Genomic DNA, 14,936 nt, shown 5'->3' on the forward strand with positions numbered 1-14,936 from the left:
GCCACCGCGGCGCATGGAAGCGGCGCCTCTGCACGAAAGGGCAGCGGTGGGGTGGTCAGGCGTGGTTCCCGCGACTGCGGCTGTTCGGTGCGCGGGGGCGCGTGGTTCCCGCGTCTGCGGGTGTTCGGTGCGCGGGAGCGGCGTGGTTCCCGCGACTGCGGGAGTTCGGTGCAACCGCGGCGCATAGAAGCGGCGCCTTTGCACGAGTGTGCAGCGGTCGGGTGGTCAGGCGTGGTTCCCGCGTCTGCGGGTGTTCGGTGTGCGCGGGGCGGCGTGGTTCTCGCGACTGCGGGTGTTCGGTGCCACCGCGGTGCATAGGAGCGGCGCCTCTGCACGAAAGGGCAGCGGTGGGGTGGTCAGGCGTGGTTCCCATGACTGCGGCTGTTCGGTGCGCGGGGGCGCGTGGTTCCCGCGTCTGCGGGTGTTCGGTGCGACCGCGGCGCGTGGGCTGAACCCCTTGCGAACACGTGAGGAGGTCGGATGCAGCGAACCGGCGCACGGCGATCCCGCCGCTGAAGCCGATCATCCCGGCGGGACGTCGTTCGATCCCGCGGCGCATTGGTGTCACGGTGCCTCACGGCACGTGGGCCGCACAGTCGTATGTGTCACCGCACATCGGTCGCGCGGCGCCGAGATCTCGCGGCATCGAGGACTCGCCGCATCCGGGTCTCATGGCGCCGAGATCTCGCGGCGCCCAGTCGCGTGACTGCACCTTCTTTTGCGCCCGCCGCTCCTCTCGGCCCGCGACGGAGGCGAGGAGCCGGATGCGCGGAGCCGTCGCGCACCGCTGACCGTGGGGATGCACGGAGGCGGGGCTGTCGTGTGAGACGACCGGCGCGGGATGCCGTGGCGGAGCGATCCCGTCACGGCCGCGGGAGCACGCTCGGGAGGCCCGATCCCGTCAGGATGTCGTAGATCGCGCGCGGGACATCGGCATCCTTCGCCTCCCATCGTGAGAACGCGCGCACCTCCCGGCGGATCTCGTTCTCGCGGTTCTTCTCGTCGATGACCGCCTGCTCCGCGGTCCGGCCGTCGAGGAACGCCGGATCGAGGTACTTCGCTCTTCCGTCGATCTCGCACCAGTGGTCGTGCTCCGGGAAGTACAGGTCGGCGAAGACGACGCGTCCGCTTGCGAGCACCCGCCGCTCCTGGAGGCGCGGCCTCGGAAAGCCGAGCTGCGCGACGAGGACTCGACTCTGCGACTCCCGGACGTTGGCTGCGAGCGGGCTCGCGAAAGAGATCGCCCGGAGCGCACGGGCCTCTCCGCGTCGTCCTCGCTGGGACTCCCACAGCTCGGCGATCACGCCGAGATCGGCCAGCGCGCCGCCGTCGCGTCCCGACCAGATCGCCTGGTCGACGACCGACACCCCGCGCACGAACGGCTCGGCCCGGGCCAGGTCGAGCGCGGTCTGGGCAGGGGTCGTGATCGCATGGATGCCAAAGGGCACGGTCTCGATGCCTTCGAGGTCGCGGGTCCGTCGGCGGATGAGTCCGCTGGAGCGGCCGCCACCTGCGGCAGGACAGGTGACGTCGATGCGCTCGGGCCACGCGCCGAGCACGTCGATGTCCCACCACGCCGCCGCGGCGAAGTGCGAGAACACGACCGGGCCGCGCACCCGACGAACGATCTCCGAGAGCCGCGCTCGATGCCGCTCGATCGGCAGGAGAGCGCGCCACTCGTTCGTGCGGACGAACGCGCCCGCGGCGATCCTCGTCCAGCTGCCGTCGTCGAGCGCACGCCTCAGCTTCCGGTTGTCGATCGGGTCGATGCGGTCGCGCCGGCGGACGACGTCGAGGGGCAGCGTGAGCTGGTTCACCCTCCGAGCCTGCGCCGCCCGAGAGGCCGACCGCCGACCCCGTCGCACGGCGGTGGAGCGAATCGGTGCATCTGCCCCGGGGGAGGAGCCGAGGAGCGGATCAGGACGCCGTGTCGCGGCATCCTGATTCCCGCGTGTGCGGCTGTTCGGTGCATCTGCTGCGGATGGATGCGCCGCGGTTGCACGGAGGTGCCGCGGTCGTGCGGCCGGCGGGTTCGCGGCGCACGGAAGTGCCGCGGTCGTGTGGTCGCCGCGGGTTCCGGGCCGCAGGGCGATCGTGGTGCGGGCGCTGCATCCATGCCGTGGCCCGGTGCGGCGTGCGGCATCCTGATTCCTGCGTGTGCGGCTGTTCGGTGCATCTGCTGCGGATGGATGCGCCGCCCTCGCACGGATGTGGCGCGGTCGTGCGACCGGCGGGTCGCGTCGCACGGAAGTGCCGCGGTTATGTGGTCGGCGGCGGGCACGGGGCCGCGGCGTCGCACGGATGTGCCGCGGTCGTGCGACCGGGCGGGGCCGCGGCGGCGCACGGAGGTGCCGCGGTCGTGTGACCGGGCGGGGCCGCGGGGGTGCACAATCCGCGGTCCGCGTGATTGCGCAGCGCAGCGGGGACCCTCCCGAGGGCGTGACGGATGGATGCCGGCGGCCGACGTCGGGCGCGGCATCCCCGCATCGCACTCCATGCCTGCCCGTAGAATGAGCGGCACGATGGACGACCCTCCCAGTTGCAGACGCCGGCCCCACGAACCGACTCCCATCCACGGGGGTGATGCGTGATGGACTACGTCATGCTGGCCGTGGGGCTCCTCCTGGTCATCGGCACGGGCCTGTTCGTCGCGTCCGAGTTCGCGCTCGTCAATCTCGACCGTGCCGACCTCGAAGCGCGGCGCGACCGCGGCGAGACGCGTCTCGGGCTGACGATCGCGGCGCTGAAGATCACCTCGACGCACCTCTCGAGCGCGCAGCTGGGCATCACGCTCACGACGCTGCTGACGGGCTACACGATGGAGCCGGCGATCTCGAACCTCCTCGGACCCGTGCTCGCCGCATGGGGCGTTCCGCGTGCCGCGGTGAGCCCCATCGCGGTCTTCGTGGGCGTGGCGGTAGCCACGATCCTGTCGATGATCCTCGGCGAGCTCGTCCCGAAGAATTTCGCCCTCGCGCTTCCCCGGCAGACGGCGAAGCTCGTCATCCCCTTCCAGACGGCGTTCACGGTCGTGTTCCGACCGGCCATCTCCGTGCTCAACGGCAGCGCGAACGGCGTCCTGCGCGCGCTCGGGATCGAGCCGAAGGAGGAGCTTTCCGGAGCCCGGACGGCCGAGGAGCTCTCGAGCCTCGTGCGCCGCTCCGCGAGCGCCGGCGTGCTCGAGGAGGACACGGCATCCCTCCTCGACCGCAGCCTCACCTTCTCGCGCCTCACGGCGGCCGACGTCATGACCCCTCGACCGAGCATCCATGCCGTCGCCGCCGGCGACTCGGCCAACGACGTCATCCAGCTCGCGCGCCGCACAGGACACAGCCGGTTCCCCGTGTACGACGACGACATGGACGACATCGTCGGCGTCGTGCATCTCAAAGCCGCCGTCGGGGTCCCGCGCGATCGCCGCGCCGACGTTCCCGCGGCGGCACTCGCGACCGAGCCCCTGCGCGTGCCTGAGGCCGTGCACCTCGACACGCTGATCTCGGAGCTCCGTGCCCGCGGCTATCAGATGGCGGTCGTCGTGGACGAGTACGGCGGCACTGCGGGCGTCGCGACGCTGGAGGACCTCGTCGAGGAGATCGTCGGCGAAGTCCTCGACGAGCACGACCGGCGGAAGGCCGGCATCGTCCGCGCGGGCGCCTCGGTGACGCTGCCGGGCGACCTGCGGCCCGACGAGGTGCTCGACCGCACGGGCATCCGCGTGCCCGAGGGCGACGTCTACGACACGGTCGGCGGCTTCGTCATGAGCGTGCTCGAGCGCATCCCCGCGGTCGGCGACGAGGTCGAGATCGAAGACGGGATGCTGCGGGTGCAGCGCATGGACGGACGCAGGGTCGATCGGATCTCGTTCACCCCGCGACCGGCCGACGCCGACGCGGAGGGCGGTGACGGCGATGAGTGACTGGGCCGGCATCGCATGGCTGTTCGTCCTGCTGATCGCGAACGCGTTCTTCGTGGGCGCGGAGTTCGCGGTCATCTCGGCGCGCCGCTCGCAGATCGAGCCGCTCGCCGAGAAGGGCATCCGCTCGGCCAAGACGGCGCTGTACGCCATGGAGCACGCGACGCTCATGCTCGCGACGAGCCAGCTGGGCATCACGATCTGCTCGCTGCTGATCCTGAACGTCTCGGAGCCCGCGATCCACCACCTGCTCGCGGCGCCGCTCGGGCTCACGGGGTGGGGCGAGGCCGCGATCGACACGGTCGCGTTCGTCATCACCCTCGTCGTCGTATCGTACCTGCACGTCGTGTTCGGCGAGCTCGTGCCGAAGAACATCGCCTTCTCCGTGCCCGATCGCGCCGTGCTCATGCTGGCGGTGCCGCTCGTGTGGATCTCGAAGGTGTTCCACCCGCTCATCGTGTCGCTCAACTGGATCGCCAACCACACGCTGCGCCTGTTCCGCGTCGAGCCGAAGGACGAGGCCGCGTCGACCTTCACGCTCGACGAGGTCGCGACGATCGTCAACCAGTCCCGCATCGAAGGCGTCCTGGACGACGCCGCGGGAACGGTCGCGGCGGCCGTCGAGTTCACCGACAAGAAGGCGATGGATGTCGCGGTCCCGCTCGCCGACCTCGTGACGCTGCCCGAATCGACGACCCCCGACGAGATCGAGCGGGCCGTCGCGAAGCACGGCTTCTCGCGATACGTCATCGTCGGGTCAGACGGCGTGCCGCTCGGGTACGTGCACCTCAAGGACGTGCTGCGGGCCGCGGAGGGTCCGGATGCCGAGTCCGACGTCGTGCGTCCGATCGGCTCGCGCCGCATCCATCACATGGTGCCCGTGCTCGAGACGACCGATCTCGAGGACGCACTCGCGACGATGCGCCGCGAGGGCCGTCACCTCGCGCAGGTGCGGGATGCCGCGGGTCGCACGACGGCCGTGCTCTTCCTCGAGGACATCATCGAGGAGCTCGTGGGCGAAGTGCAGGACGCGACGAGGCGTCGGATCTACTGACGCAGGCGCCGACGCGGCGCCGGCTCGGCTCAGCTTCGCCACGCGGGCTCGACCGACGATCGACGGCGACGCCACGCGGGCTCGACCGACGATCGACCCCGAACCGGCGCGGGCGCCGTGCTGGATCCGCCCGGCGGCGCGGCCTGGCTCGACGTCGCGGATGGTTGAGCCGAGCCGGGCTCGGCTCAGCGGTTCGCCTCGGCCCGGCTCCGCGGCGCCGACCTCGGCTCCAGTGGCCCGGCTCCGCGCCGCGCATGGCTGAGCCGCGCGGCATGGCTGAGTCGCGCTGCCCCCCGGCTCCGCGGCGCCGCACAGCTGAGCCGCGGCATGGCTGAGTCGCGCGGCCCTCGCCCACAGCGGCCCGGCTCCGCCGAGCCGGCCGCGGCTCAGCGGTGCGGCCGCGCGCGGAGGTACTGCGCCGGCCAGTAGTCCAGCTCGACGCCCAGCTCTGCGGAGGCGCGCAGCGCGAGGTGCGGGTCGCGCAGCCACTCGCGGCCGGCCATGATGGCGTCGGCGTCGCCCGCCTGCAGGATCGCCTCGGCCTGCGCGGCATCCGTGATGAGACCCACGGCGCTGACGGGGACGCCCGCCTCGCGGCGCACACGGGCGGCGAGCCCGACCTGGTAGCCCGGGCCGAGCTCGATGCGCTGGTGCGCGACGAGGCCGCCGCTGGAGATGTCGAAGAAGTCGGCGCCACGATCGGCGGCCCAGCGCGCGACGATGGCGGTCTCCTCGACGCTCCAGCCGCCCTCCGCCCAGTCGGTCGCGGAGAACCGCACGAACAGAGGAGCCTGGCGTGCGGCATCCCGCACCGCCTCGACGACCCGCAGGACGAGTCGCGCGCGGTTCTCGAGCGAGCCGCCGTACTCGTCGTCGCGCCGGTTCGACAGGGGCGAGAGGAACTGGTGCAGGAGGTAGCCGTGCGCCGCATGGATCTCGAGCACGTCGAAGCCTGCGTCGACGGCCCGGCGCGCGGCGGCGGCGAAGTCGGCGACGACCTGCTCGATGCCGTCGCGGTCGAGCTCGACGGGCTCTGCGAAGCCCTCGAACGCGACGGCGGACGGGGCGACCGTCTGCCAGCCGCCGTCGTGGATCGGAACGCTGCCGTGGTGACCCGAGAACGGCGACCACGTCGACGCCTTGCGTCCCGCGTGCGCGAGCTGGATGCCCGCGACGGCGCCGCGCGCGTGGACGGCGGCGACGATCGGAGCCCATGCGTCGCGCTGACCTGCGGTCCAGATGCCCGTGTCGTCCGGCGAGATCCGCCCCTCGGGAGAGACCGCGGTCGCCTCGGCCATCACGAGTCCCGCTCCGCCCGACGCGAACTGAGCGAGGTGCGTGTGGTGCCACTCCTGCGGAACGCCCTCGACGGCGCTGTACTGGCACATCGGCGACACCCAGAGCCGGTTGCGGAACGTGACGTCGCGGATCGCGTACGGGGAGAACAGCAGGCTCATGGAGTGGCTCCCAAGCGGCGGTAGGGTGTGGCCATGGTCGAGGCCCGCACGTGGACGAGGGATGACGCGGCACGGTCCCTGCTCGGGCCAACCGCTTCGGATGACAAGTATTCCCGAGGCGTCGTCGGGCTGCGCACCGGATCGGGGCAGTATCCCGGCGCCGCCGTCATCGGGGTCGAGGCCGCGTGGCGCACGGGTGTCGGGATGGTGCGGTACGTGGGCCCCACGCGCGCGTCCGACCTCGTGCTGCACAGACGCCCTGAGACCGTGACGGTGGACGGACGCGTGCAGGCCTGGGTCGTGGGCTCCGGGACGGATCCCGCGGAGCGGACGGATGCCGAGACCGCCGCGCTGCGCGGCATCCTGGCGGGCGAGGTCCCGGTCGTCGTCGACGCGGGGGCGCTCGGCCTCGCGATCGGGGCGTCCGCGCCGCTCGTCGTGACCCCGCACGACCGCGAGCACGTGCGCCTGCGCAGCGAGCTCGGCCTCGCCGACGCGGGACCCGACCGCGTGGCCGCAGCGTGCGAGACCGCGCGCGCGCTGGGCGGGACGGTGCTCCTCAAGGGCGCGGAGACGATCGTCGCCACTCCCGCCGGGTGGACCGCCCTCGTCGCCTCGGGCACGCCGTGGCTCGCGACGGCGGGCACGGGCGACGTGCTCGCGGGAGTCCTCGGCGGGCTCGTCGCGGTGGCCCAGGCGCACGGCGGGCCGCAGGATGACGAGGCCCTCGGCCCGCTCGCCGCATCCGCCGCGTGGCTGCACGGCCGCGCCGCGACGGTGGCCGCGGCATCCCTCGGCCCTGCGGGAGGGCCCATCACGGCGCTGGACGTCGCCGACTCGCTCCCCGGGATCGTGAGCGGCCTGCTCACGCGGCGCTGAGCCCTCGCTCCGCACGGCGAGCTCGGCGCGGACGGCGCACGGGGCCCGCGTCGGGACCGCCCGTAGGATGGGGGCGTGTCGAGGCGGGCGGTGCTGTGGATCGCGTTCGCCGTCGTGCACGTCGGCGTCGCGGTGCTCGGATTCCGGCTGCCGAACCAGCCGATGGGCGACGTCTACAACGTCTACGAGCGCTGGTCGGGGGCGTGGCTCCACGGGGGATACGTCGATCCGAGCTGGTACTCGATGGTCTCGGAGCGCACGCACGTCGGCTTCGTCGGGATCACCGAGCCGTGGGTGTACCCGCAGCTGGCGCTCGTGCCGATGCTCCTGGCCTGGCTGTTCGCGTGGGCAGGGGGCTACACGATCGGGTGGGCGATCCTCGTCACCGTCGCGGATGCCGCGGCCTTCGCGCTGCTCGTCGGCACCGGCCGCGCGACGGGCCGGACCGTCGCCGCGTGGTTCTGGCTGAGCTTCATCGCGCTCCTGGGCCCCGTCGGGATCTACCGGCTGGACGGCTTCACGGTGCCGCTCGCGATCGCGGGGTGCCTGTGGCTCGTCGGGCGCCCCTGGCTCGGGTCGGCGCTTCTGGCGATCGCGACGTGGATCAAGGTGTGGCCGGCCGCGCTCGTCGTCGCAGCCGTCGTCGCACTTCGACGCCGGCTGGTGGTCGTCGCGGCAGGGCTCGCGGTCTCGGCGGCGACGCTCCTGGTCGTCGTGGTGCTCGGCGGCGGCGCGCATGCCTTCGGCTTCATCGCCGACCAGTCCGACCGCGGCATCCAGCTCGAGGCGCCCGTCGGGACGCTCTATCTGTGGCAGGCGGTCGCGGGCGTCGCGGGCTCGTCCGTCTACTACGACTTCGACCTCATCACGTTCCAGGTGACGGGACCGCACGTCGACGCCGTCATCGCGGTCATGACTCCGCTGCAGATCCTCGCTGTGGTCGCGCTCGCGGCTCCGGGCGCGGTCAAGGTGTGGCGCGGCGCGAGCTTCGCGGCGCTGTTCCCGCGCCTGGCCCTGGGGCTCGTCCTCGCGTTCATCGTCTTCAACAAGGTCGGCTCGCCGCAGTACATGACGTGGATCGTCGCACCGCTCGTCGTCGGGATGGTCGTCGACCGCCGCCACTGGTGGGGTCCCGCGGCGCTCGCACTCGCGATCGCGTTCCTCACGCAGGCCGTCTACCCGCTCACCTACTGGCAGCTCGTCAGCGCGCAGCCCATCCCCGCGGCGCTCCTGACGGCGCGCAACGTGCTCCTGGTCGCGCTCTTCGCCTGGGTCGTCGTCATGATCGCGCGCGTCGCGCCGCACCCGCACGTCCACGCCCGGCTGCAGCGGCAGCGGGCCGCGGCATCCTGATCCGTCATCGAACCCGGGAGGTTCCCATGCTCGTCGCCTTCTCCGTCGCACCGAGCGGCACCGGACGCGCGGACGGCTCCGTGCACGACGCCGTCGCAGCGGCCGTGCGGGTCGTCCGCGACAGCGGTCTGCCGCACCGCACGACCTCGATGTTCACCGAGATCGAGGGGGAGTGGGATGCCGTCTTCGAGGTCGTGCGCCTCGCGACCGAAGCGGTGCTGCCGTTCGGCTCCCGCGTCTCGCTCGTGCTCAAGGCCGACATCCGCCCCGGGTATACGGGCGAGCTCGACGCGAAGGTCGAGCGCCTGGAGCGGGCGCTCGCGGCTTCCCCGGACGACGCCTGACCTCCCGCCGCGGCGGACGCGACGGCGAACAGCGCGGGAGCGGGTCTCGAATCGATTCGACAGGATGCCGCGGCCGGCGCTAGCATGACCGCGTGACCTCGTCGAGCGCCCGTCCGCGCGCAGCCGCGCCCGCGCTGCTGTCCCTCGCGATCGGGAGCTTCGGCATCGGCATGACGGAGTTCGTCGTCATGGGCCTGCTTCCGAACATCGCGCAGGACCTCCTGCCGGCGCAGTGGGCGGCGAGCCCCGAGCACGCGATCGCCCAGACGGGCTGGCTCATCAGCCTGTATGCGCTGGGAGTCGTGATCGGCGCGCCGACGATCGCCGGGTCTGTCGCCCGCTTTCCGCGGCATCGCGTCATGGTGTGCCTCGCCCTCGCGCTCACGCTCTTCAACGCGCTGACGTTCCTGCTCCCGTCGTTCGGGCTGGTCGCGGCATCCCGGTTGCTTGCGGGCCTTCCGCACGGCGCCTACTTCGGGATCGGCGCACTCGTCGCGGCGGACGCCCTCGGACCGGGCAAGCGCGCGAAGGGCGTCGCGTTCGTCCTGACGGGGCTCACGATCGCGAACGTCGTCGGCGTGCCGCTGGGCACGTTCCTCGGGCAGCAGGTGGGATGGCGTGCCGCGTTCGTCGTCGTCGCGTCGATCTTCGCCCTCGCGACCGTCTGCATCGCACTGTTCGTCCCCGCGCACGCGGGCGACCCCGCACGCACTCTCCGGGCCGAGCTCAAGGTCTTCCGCATCGGGCAGGTGTGGCTCGCGCTCGGCGTCGGCGCGATCGGGTTCGGCGGGTTCTTCGCGGTCTACAGCTACGTCGCGCCGATGGTGACCGAGGTCGCCGGATCGCCGGAGTGGGTCGTGCCCATCGTGCTCGTGCTCATGGGCGTCGGGATGACGATCGGCAACCTCGTGGGGGGCCACCTCGCCGACGTCGACCTGAAGCGCACGCTCGTGGGAGGGCTCCTCGCCCTCGCCCTCGTGCTCGCGCTCCTGGCCGTGACGTCGCACTGGATCTGGGCCCTGGGGTTCTTCGTGTTCGCGACGGGCTTCGTCTCATCGGTGCTGAGCCCGACGATCCAGACGCGCCTCATGGACGTCGCGCAGGACAACCAGTCGATCGCGGCGGCGCTGAACCACTCCGCCCTCAACATCGGCAACAGCCTGGGCGCGTTCCTCGGGGGCGTCGTCATCGCGCTGGGGCTCGGGTTCGTCGCGCCCGCGTGGGTCGGCGTCGCGCTCGCGCTCTCGGGCCTCGGGATCGCGCTCGCGAGCCTCGCGACAGAGCGTGCGCGCGCGGCCTCGGCCGTCCGCCGACCCGCCGCCGACGGATGACGAGACGGACGCCGCTCTAGGCTGAACCCGTGCCCGCCGCCGCGCCCCAGCCTCCGGATCGCGTCTCGCGCGCGCTCGCCGACTCGATCGCCGAGGCCCGGCCCCGCAGGCCGGGCGACGCCGAAGATCCCGGCATCCCCGTCGCCGCCACCGTGCTCGTGCTGCGCGACGGCGCCCGAGGGCCGGAGGTGCTCATGATCGAGCGGCCAGATCGCGGTTCGTTCGCGGGCGCCTGGGTCTTCCCGGGCGGCAAGCTCGAGCCGCAGGATGCCGTCGGCGCGGAGGCGGCCGCCGAGCCGGTCGAGCGCGAAGAGGCGTCCGCGCGACGCGCGGGCACTCGCGAGACGTGGGAGGAGGTCGGGCTGCACCTCGATCCGGGCGTGCTCCTCGCGGTGTCGCGGTGGGACCCGCCGCCCGGGATCGCACTGCGCATCCGCACGTGGTTCTTCGCCGTGCACTCGCCCGACGGCGCCCTCGCGCTGTCGGCCGATGAGGCGGTCTCTGCGGAGTGGGTGCGCCCAGACGACGTGCTCGAGCGCCACGGACGCGGCGAGCTCACGCTGTATCCGCCGACATGGGTGACGCTCCACGGCCTTTCGGGCCAGGGCGACGTCGGGGCGCTCCTGGACGTGCTGCGTCTGCGCGGCGTCGAGCACTTCGAGACCGTCGCCCGGAGCGCCGCCGACGGACCCCTCTTCCTCTGGCACGGGGATGCCGAGTACGACCAGGACACGCAGGCGCCGGCATCCGCCCGCCACCGCCTCGAGGCGGGCGCGCTGCCGTGGCGGTACACGCGCGACGCGTGATTCGGCCGCGGAGCATGCTCCGTGCCGCCTGACGGGGATCGGCCGAGCGTCGCCTCGCGGTCGCGGCCCCTCAGGACTCCAGCAGCCGCCGCACGTGCGAGCCGACCGCGTGGGTCTCGATGAGGAAGCCGTCGTGGCCGAAGTCGCTCGCCAGGGCGACGGCGCGGTCGCCGTCGAGGGTGCTCCGGATGCCGCGCGCGATGCGATGCTGACCGTCGATCGGGAAGAGCCGGTCGCTGTCGATGCCGAGCACGAGGGCGGTCGCGGTCACGCGCGCGAGCGCGTCTTCGATTCCGCCGCGGTCGCGTCCGACGTCGTGCGAGTTCATCGCGTTGACGAGCACGAGGTACGTGTTCGCGTCGAAGCGGCGCGTGAAGCGGTTGCCGTGGAAGTCGAGGTACGACTCGACCGCGAACCTCCCGCCGTGGCCGAGCGGGCTCACGCCCGACTGCCACGACCGCTGGAAGCGCTGGTTGAGCTCCGTCGGCGATCGATAGTTCAGCAGCGCCATCCGCCGCGCGAGGGCGAGCCCGCGATGGGGCCCGTCGCCGTCGCCGGCGTCGTAGTACTCGCCGCCCTGGAAGCGCGGATCGATCTGGATGGCCTCCAGCTGCACGGAGTTCAGCGCGATCTGGTCGGCCGTGTTGACGGGCGGAGCAGACAGGATGCCGACCCGCGCGACGCGCTCCGGCATCCCGATCGCCCATTCGAGAGCGTGCATGCCGCCCATCGAGCCGCCCAGCACGCCCGCCCAGACGTCGATGCCGAGCGCGTCGGCGAGGCGCACCTGCGCTGCGACCTGGTCACGGATCGTGAGGTAGGGGAAGCGCGAGGCCCACTCGTAGCCGTCGGGCGCGATGCTGGCGGGGCCCGTCGAGCCCTGGCATCCTCCCAGCATGTTCGGCGCGACGACGAACCAGCGGTCGGTGTCGATCGCGGCGCCCGGGCCGACGATGTCGTCCCACCAGCCGGCGGTGGGATGCCCCGGCCCCGCCGGTCCGCGCACGTGGCTGTCGCCCGTGAGGGCGTGCAGCACGAGCACGGCGTTGTCGCGGGCGGCGTTGAGCCCGCCCCACGTCTCGTACGCGAGACGATAGCCCGGCAGCTCGCGGCCGCCCTCCGTCCGGAACGACCCGAACGCCGCGAAGCGCCTGTCGCCGACGGCGTCGCCGTCTCGCCATGCGCCCGTCGCGGGCGGGCGCCCCAGGAGCAGGCGCGCGTCGGCCTCCGTCACCGGTGCCGACGGCACGGTGTCTTCGGAGGTCTGCCAGTCCATCGGTCCATTGTCGCGGGTGCCGCGGGGTCGGGCGGCACTGTTACGCGACGGCGCGCGTGACGGCGGGGAATCCCGGGCGAGGCGCGGGATCGGGTGCCCGGCCCCGCAGGTCGCGGTCGATCCCCGCGGCCGGGCACGGCGCCGCCGTGGAGGCGTGTCCCCGGGCGGGAGTAGCGTCTCGCGAATGGACCCCGTCATCGACTACCTCATGCGGGGAGACCCCGCGATCCGCTGGCAGGTCATGGCCGGCCTGCTCGATGCGCCGGCCGACGAGGTCGCGGCTGAGCGCGCGAGAGTCGCGACGGAAGGCTGGGGAGCACGGATGCTCGCCGCGCAGGCCGACGACGGCCGCTGGGACGGCGGCACGTACCGCCCGGGCTGGGTCGACGAGGAACGGCCGTTCTTCGACGCCTGGACGGCGACGCACTTCTCGCTGCAGGCGCTGTGGGAGTTCGGCCTCGACCCCTCGAGCCCCCAGGCGCGCCGGGCGATCGAGAGGGTCCGCGACAACGTGACGTGGGAGTACGACGGCGCGCCCTACTTCGACGGCGAGGTCGAGCCGTGCGTCAACGGCATCGCGATGGCGGTCGGGGCGTACTTCGGCGAGCCGGTCGACAGGATCGTCGAGACGACCGTCGGCCAGCGCCTCGGCGACGGCGGCTGGAACTGCTGGATGGAGGAGAGCTCGGTCTCGTCGTTCCACTCCACGATCTGCGTGCTGGAGGGGCTGCGCGAGTGGGAGAGGGCGACCGGCGGCACCGCCGGGTCCCGCGAGGCCCGCCGCACGGGGGAGGAGTACCTGCTCGAGCGCGGCCTCTACCGGAGGAGGTCGACGGGCGAGATCGCCGATCCGCGCATGACGATGCTCTCGTTCCCCGTGCGTTGGTTCCACGACATCCTGCGCGGTCTCGACCACTTCCGGCTCGTCGATCGCCGCGATGAGCGCCTCGCCGACGCCGTGGCTCTCCTTCGCTCGAAGGCCGACGCCAACGGCATGTTCGCGTACGAGAACTGCCACGAGGGTCCGCGGCTGTTCGCGATGGAGCAGGAGGGCGAGGGCTTCCCGAGCCGCTGGGTGACGCTGCGGGCGCTGCGCGTCCTGCGCTGGTGGGACGCCGCCTGAGCCGGGCCGTGCAGACGACGGATGCCTCGGACCGCGCGGTCCGAGGCATCCGTGTTCCCGAGTCAGGGTCAGGCGCGCGCGGCCTCCGAGACGCGGCGGGCGGCGGTGAGCGCCTGCTCGAGGTCGGCCTTGAGGTCGTCGATGTTCTCGAGTCCGACCGACAGCCGCACGAGGCCGGGCGTGACGCCCGTCGTCAGCTGCTGCTCGGGCGTGAGCTGGGAGTGCGTCGTCGACGCGGGGTGGATGACGAGCGAGCGCACGTCGCCGATGTTGGCGAGGTGGCTGAACAGGGTCAGCGAGTTGACGAACTCGCGGCCGGCCTGGACACCGCCCTTGAGCTCGAACGACAGCACGGCCCCGACGCCCTTCGGCGCGTACCGGTTCGCAGCCGCGTACCAGGGCGATGTCGGAAGGCCCGAATAGTTGACGGACGCGATGTCGGGGTGGTTCTCGAGCCACTCCGCGATCTCCTGCGCGTTCTGGACATGACGCTCGACGCGCAGCGAAAGCGTCTCGATGCCCTGGATGAGCAGCCAGGCGCTCTGCGGAGAGATCGCCGAGCCGAGGTCGCGCAGCAGCTGGACACGGGCCTTGATGATGTACGCGAGGCCGTCGCCCACGGCCTGCGTGTAGACGGCGCCGTGGTACGACGGGTCGGGCGTCGACAGGCCGGGGAAGCGGTTGGCGTGCTCCGACCACGGGAACGTGCCGCCGTCCACGATGACGCCGCCGATGACCGTGCCGTGGCCGCCGAGGAACTTCGTCGCGGAGTGGACGACGATGTCGGCGCCGTGCTCGAAGGGCTTGATGAGGTAGGGGGTCGCGATCGTGTTGTCGACGATGAGCGGGATGCCGGCCTCGTGCGCGATGTCGGCGACCGTGCGGATGTCGAGCACGTTGATCTTCGGGTTGCCGATCGTCTCGGCGAAGAAGAGCTTCGTGTTCGGACGGATCGCGGCGCGCCACTCGTCGGCGTCGTCCTGGTTCTCGACGAACGTCGTCTCGATGCCGAGCTTCGCGAAGGTGTACTTGAAGAGGTTGTAGGTGCCGCCGTAGATCGAGCTGGACGAGACGATGTGGTCGCCCGCCTGGGCGATGTTGAGCACGGCGAACGTCTCGGCCGCCTGACCGCTGGCCACCAGGAGCGCGCCCGTACCGCCTTCGAGGGCCGCGAGGCGCTCCTCGACGACCGCCTGCGTGGGGTTCTGGATGCGCGTGTAGATGTTGCCGAACTCGGCGAGCGCGAAGAGGTTCGCGGCGTGGTCGGCGCTGTCGAACACGTAGGACGTCGTCTGGTAGATCGGGGTCGCGCGCGCCTTCGTGACCGGATCGGGCTGCGCGCCCGAGTGGATCTGCTTGGTCTCGAAGCGCCAGTTCTCGGCAGCGGTCATGATGGCTCC

Annotated in this window: 12 protein-coding genes; 8 read left to right on the plus strand and 4 right to left on the minus strand. The window is 72.3% G+C overall.

Annotation, left to right across the window (positions count from 1 at the left end; genetic code table 11):
- Positions 1 to 863: 863 nt before the first annotated feature.
- Entirely contained in the window at positions 864 to 1,817 is a 954-nt protein-coding gene (locus tag FHS08_RS16945; RefSeq protein ID WP_243847279.1) for a hypothetical protein, read from the minus strand.
- Between the two features lie 773 nt (positions 1,818 to 2,590).
- On the opposite strand from FHS08_RS16945, the gene FHS08_RS11405 reads away from it, so the two are divergent.
- Positions 2,591 to 3,916: a hemolysin family protein gene (locus tag FHS08_RS11405; RefSeq protein ID WP_167039847.1), complete on the plus strand. Its 1,326-nt coding sequence runs from the start codon at positions 2,591 to 2,593 to the stop codon at positions 3,914 to 3,916.
- Positions 3,909 to 4,967, plus strand: a complete 1,059-nt coding sequence (locus FHS08_RS11410; protein WP_167039050.1) for a hemolysin family protein — start codon at positions 3,909 to 3,911, stop codon at positions 4,965 to 4,967. Before FHS08_RS11405 ends, FHS08_RS11410 begins: the two co-directional genes overlap by 8 nt.
- A 386-nt stretch (positions 4,968 to 5,353) precedes the next feature.
- On the opposite strand, the gene FHS08_RS11415 is transcribed toward FHS08_RS11410, so the two are convergent.
- Positions 5,354 to 6,424 carry an NADH:flavin oxidoreductase/NADH oxidase gene (locus FHS08_RS11415; protein WP_167039052.1) on the minus strand — a complete coding sequence of 357 codons (1,071 nt, stop codon included), beginning with the start codon at positions 6,422 to 6,424 and terminating at the stop codon, positions 5,354 to 5,356.
- Positions 6,425 to 6,457: 33 nt separating this feature from the next.
- On the opposite strand from FHS08_RS11415, the gene FHS08_RS11420 reads away from it, so the two are divergent.
- The 5 genes from FHS08_RS11420 to FHS08_RS11440 all read left to right on the plus strand — a co-directional run bounded on the left by FHS08_RS11420 (position 6,458) and on the right by FHS08_RS11440 (position 11,137).
- The gene (locus tag FHS08_RS11420; RefSeq protein ID WP_167039054.1) at positions 6,458 to 7,303 is read left to right on the plus strand and encodes an ADP-dependent NAD(P)H-hydrate dehydratase; all 846 of its coding nucleotides are present in this window, start codon (positions 6,458 to 6,460) and stop codon (positions 7,301 to 7,303) included.
- A 75-nt stretch (positions 7,304 to 7,378) separates the two neighbouring features.
- Positions 7,379 to 8,656 (plus strand): glycosyltransferase 87 family protein, encoded by a 1,278-nt coding sequence (locus FHS08_RS11425; RefSeq protein WP_170283246.1) that lies wholly within the window; start codon positions 7,379 to 7,381, stop codon positions 8,654 to 8,656.
- Between the two features lie 26 nt (positions 8,657 to 8,682).
- Positions 8,683 to 9,000, plus strand: coding sequence for a thiamine-binding protein (locus FHS08_RS11430; RefSeq protein ID WP_167039056.1), 318 nt, complete (start codon positions 8,683 to 8,685; stop codon positions 8,998 to 9,000).
- A gap of 92 nt (positions 9,001 to 9,092) precedes the next feature.
- Positions 9,093 to 10,331, plus strand: coding sequence for an MFS transporter (locus FHS08_RS11435; protein WP_341800389.1), 1,239 nt, complete (start codon positions 9,093 to 9,095; stop codon positions 10,329 to 10,331).
- A gap of 29 nt (positions 10,332 to 10,360) precedes the next feature.
- The gene (locus FHS08_RS11440; protein ID WP_167039058.1) at positions 10,361 to 11,137 is read left to right on the plus strand and encodes an NUDIX domain-containing protein; all 777 of its coding nucleotides are present in this window, start codon (positions 10,361 to 10,363) and stop codon (positions 11,135 to 11,137) included.
- 70 nt (positions 11,138 to 11,207) lie between these two features.
- On the opposite strand, the gene metX is transcribed toward FHS08_RS11440, so the two are convergent.
- The gene (gene metX / locus FHS08_RS11445; RefSeq protein ID WP_167039060.1) at positions 11,208 to 12,413 is read right to left on the minus strand and encodes a homoserine O-acetyltransferase MetX; all 1,206 of its coding nucleotides are present in this window, start codon (positions 12,411 to 12,413) and stop codon (positions 11,208 to 11,210) included.
- A gap of 184 nt (positions 12,414 to 12,597) precedes the next feature.
- On the opposite strand from metX, the gene FHS08_RS11450 reads away from it, so the two are divergent.
- Positions 12,598 to 13,536 (plus strand): hypothetical protein, encoded by a 939-nt coding sequence (locus FHS08_RS11450; protein ID WP_167039062.1) that lies wholly within the window; start codon positions 12,598 to 12,600, stop codon positions 13,534 to 13,536.
- Positions 13,537 to 13,604: 68 nt separating this feature from the next.
- Here FHS08_RS11450 and FHS08_RS11455 read toward each other — a convergent pair whose 3' ends face one another.
- Positions 13,605 to 14,927 carry a bifunctional o-acetylhomoserine/o-acetylserine sulfhydrylase gene (locus FHS08_RS11455; RefSeq protein ID WP_167039064.1) on the minus strand — a complete coding sequence of 441 codons (1,323 nt, stop codon included), beginning with the start codon at positions 14,925 to 14,927 and terminating at the stop codon, positions 13,605 to 13,607.
- Between the last annotated feature and the right edge of the window lie 9 nt (positions 14,928 to 14,936).

Origin of the sequence: Microbacterium ulmi (assembly GCF_011759705.1) — a bacterium.
Taxonomy (GTDB): Bacteria; Actinomycetota; Actinomycetes; order Actinomycetales; family Microbacteriaceae; genus Microbacterium; species Microbacterium ulmi.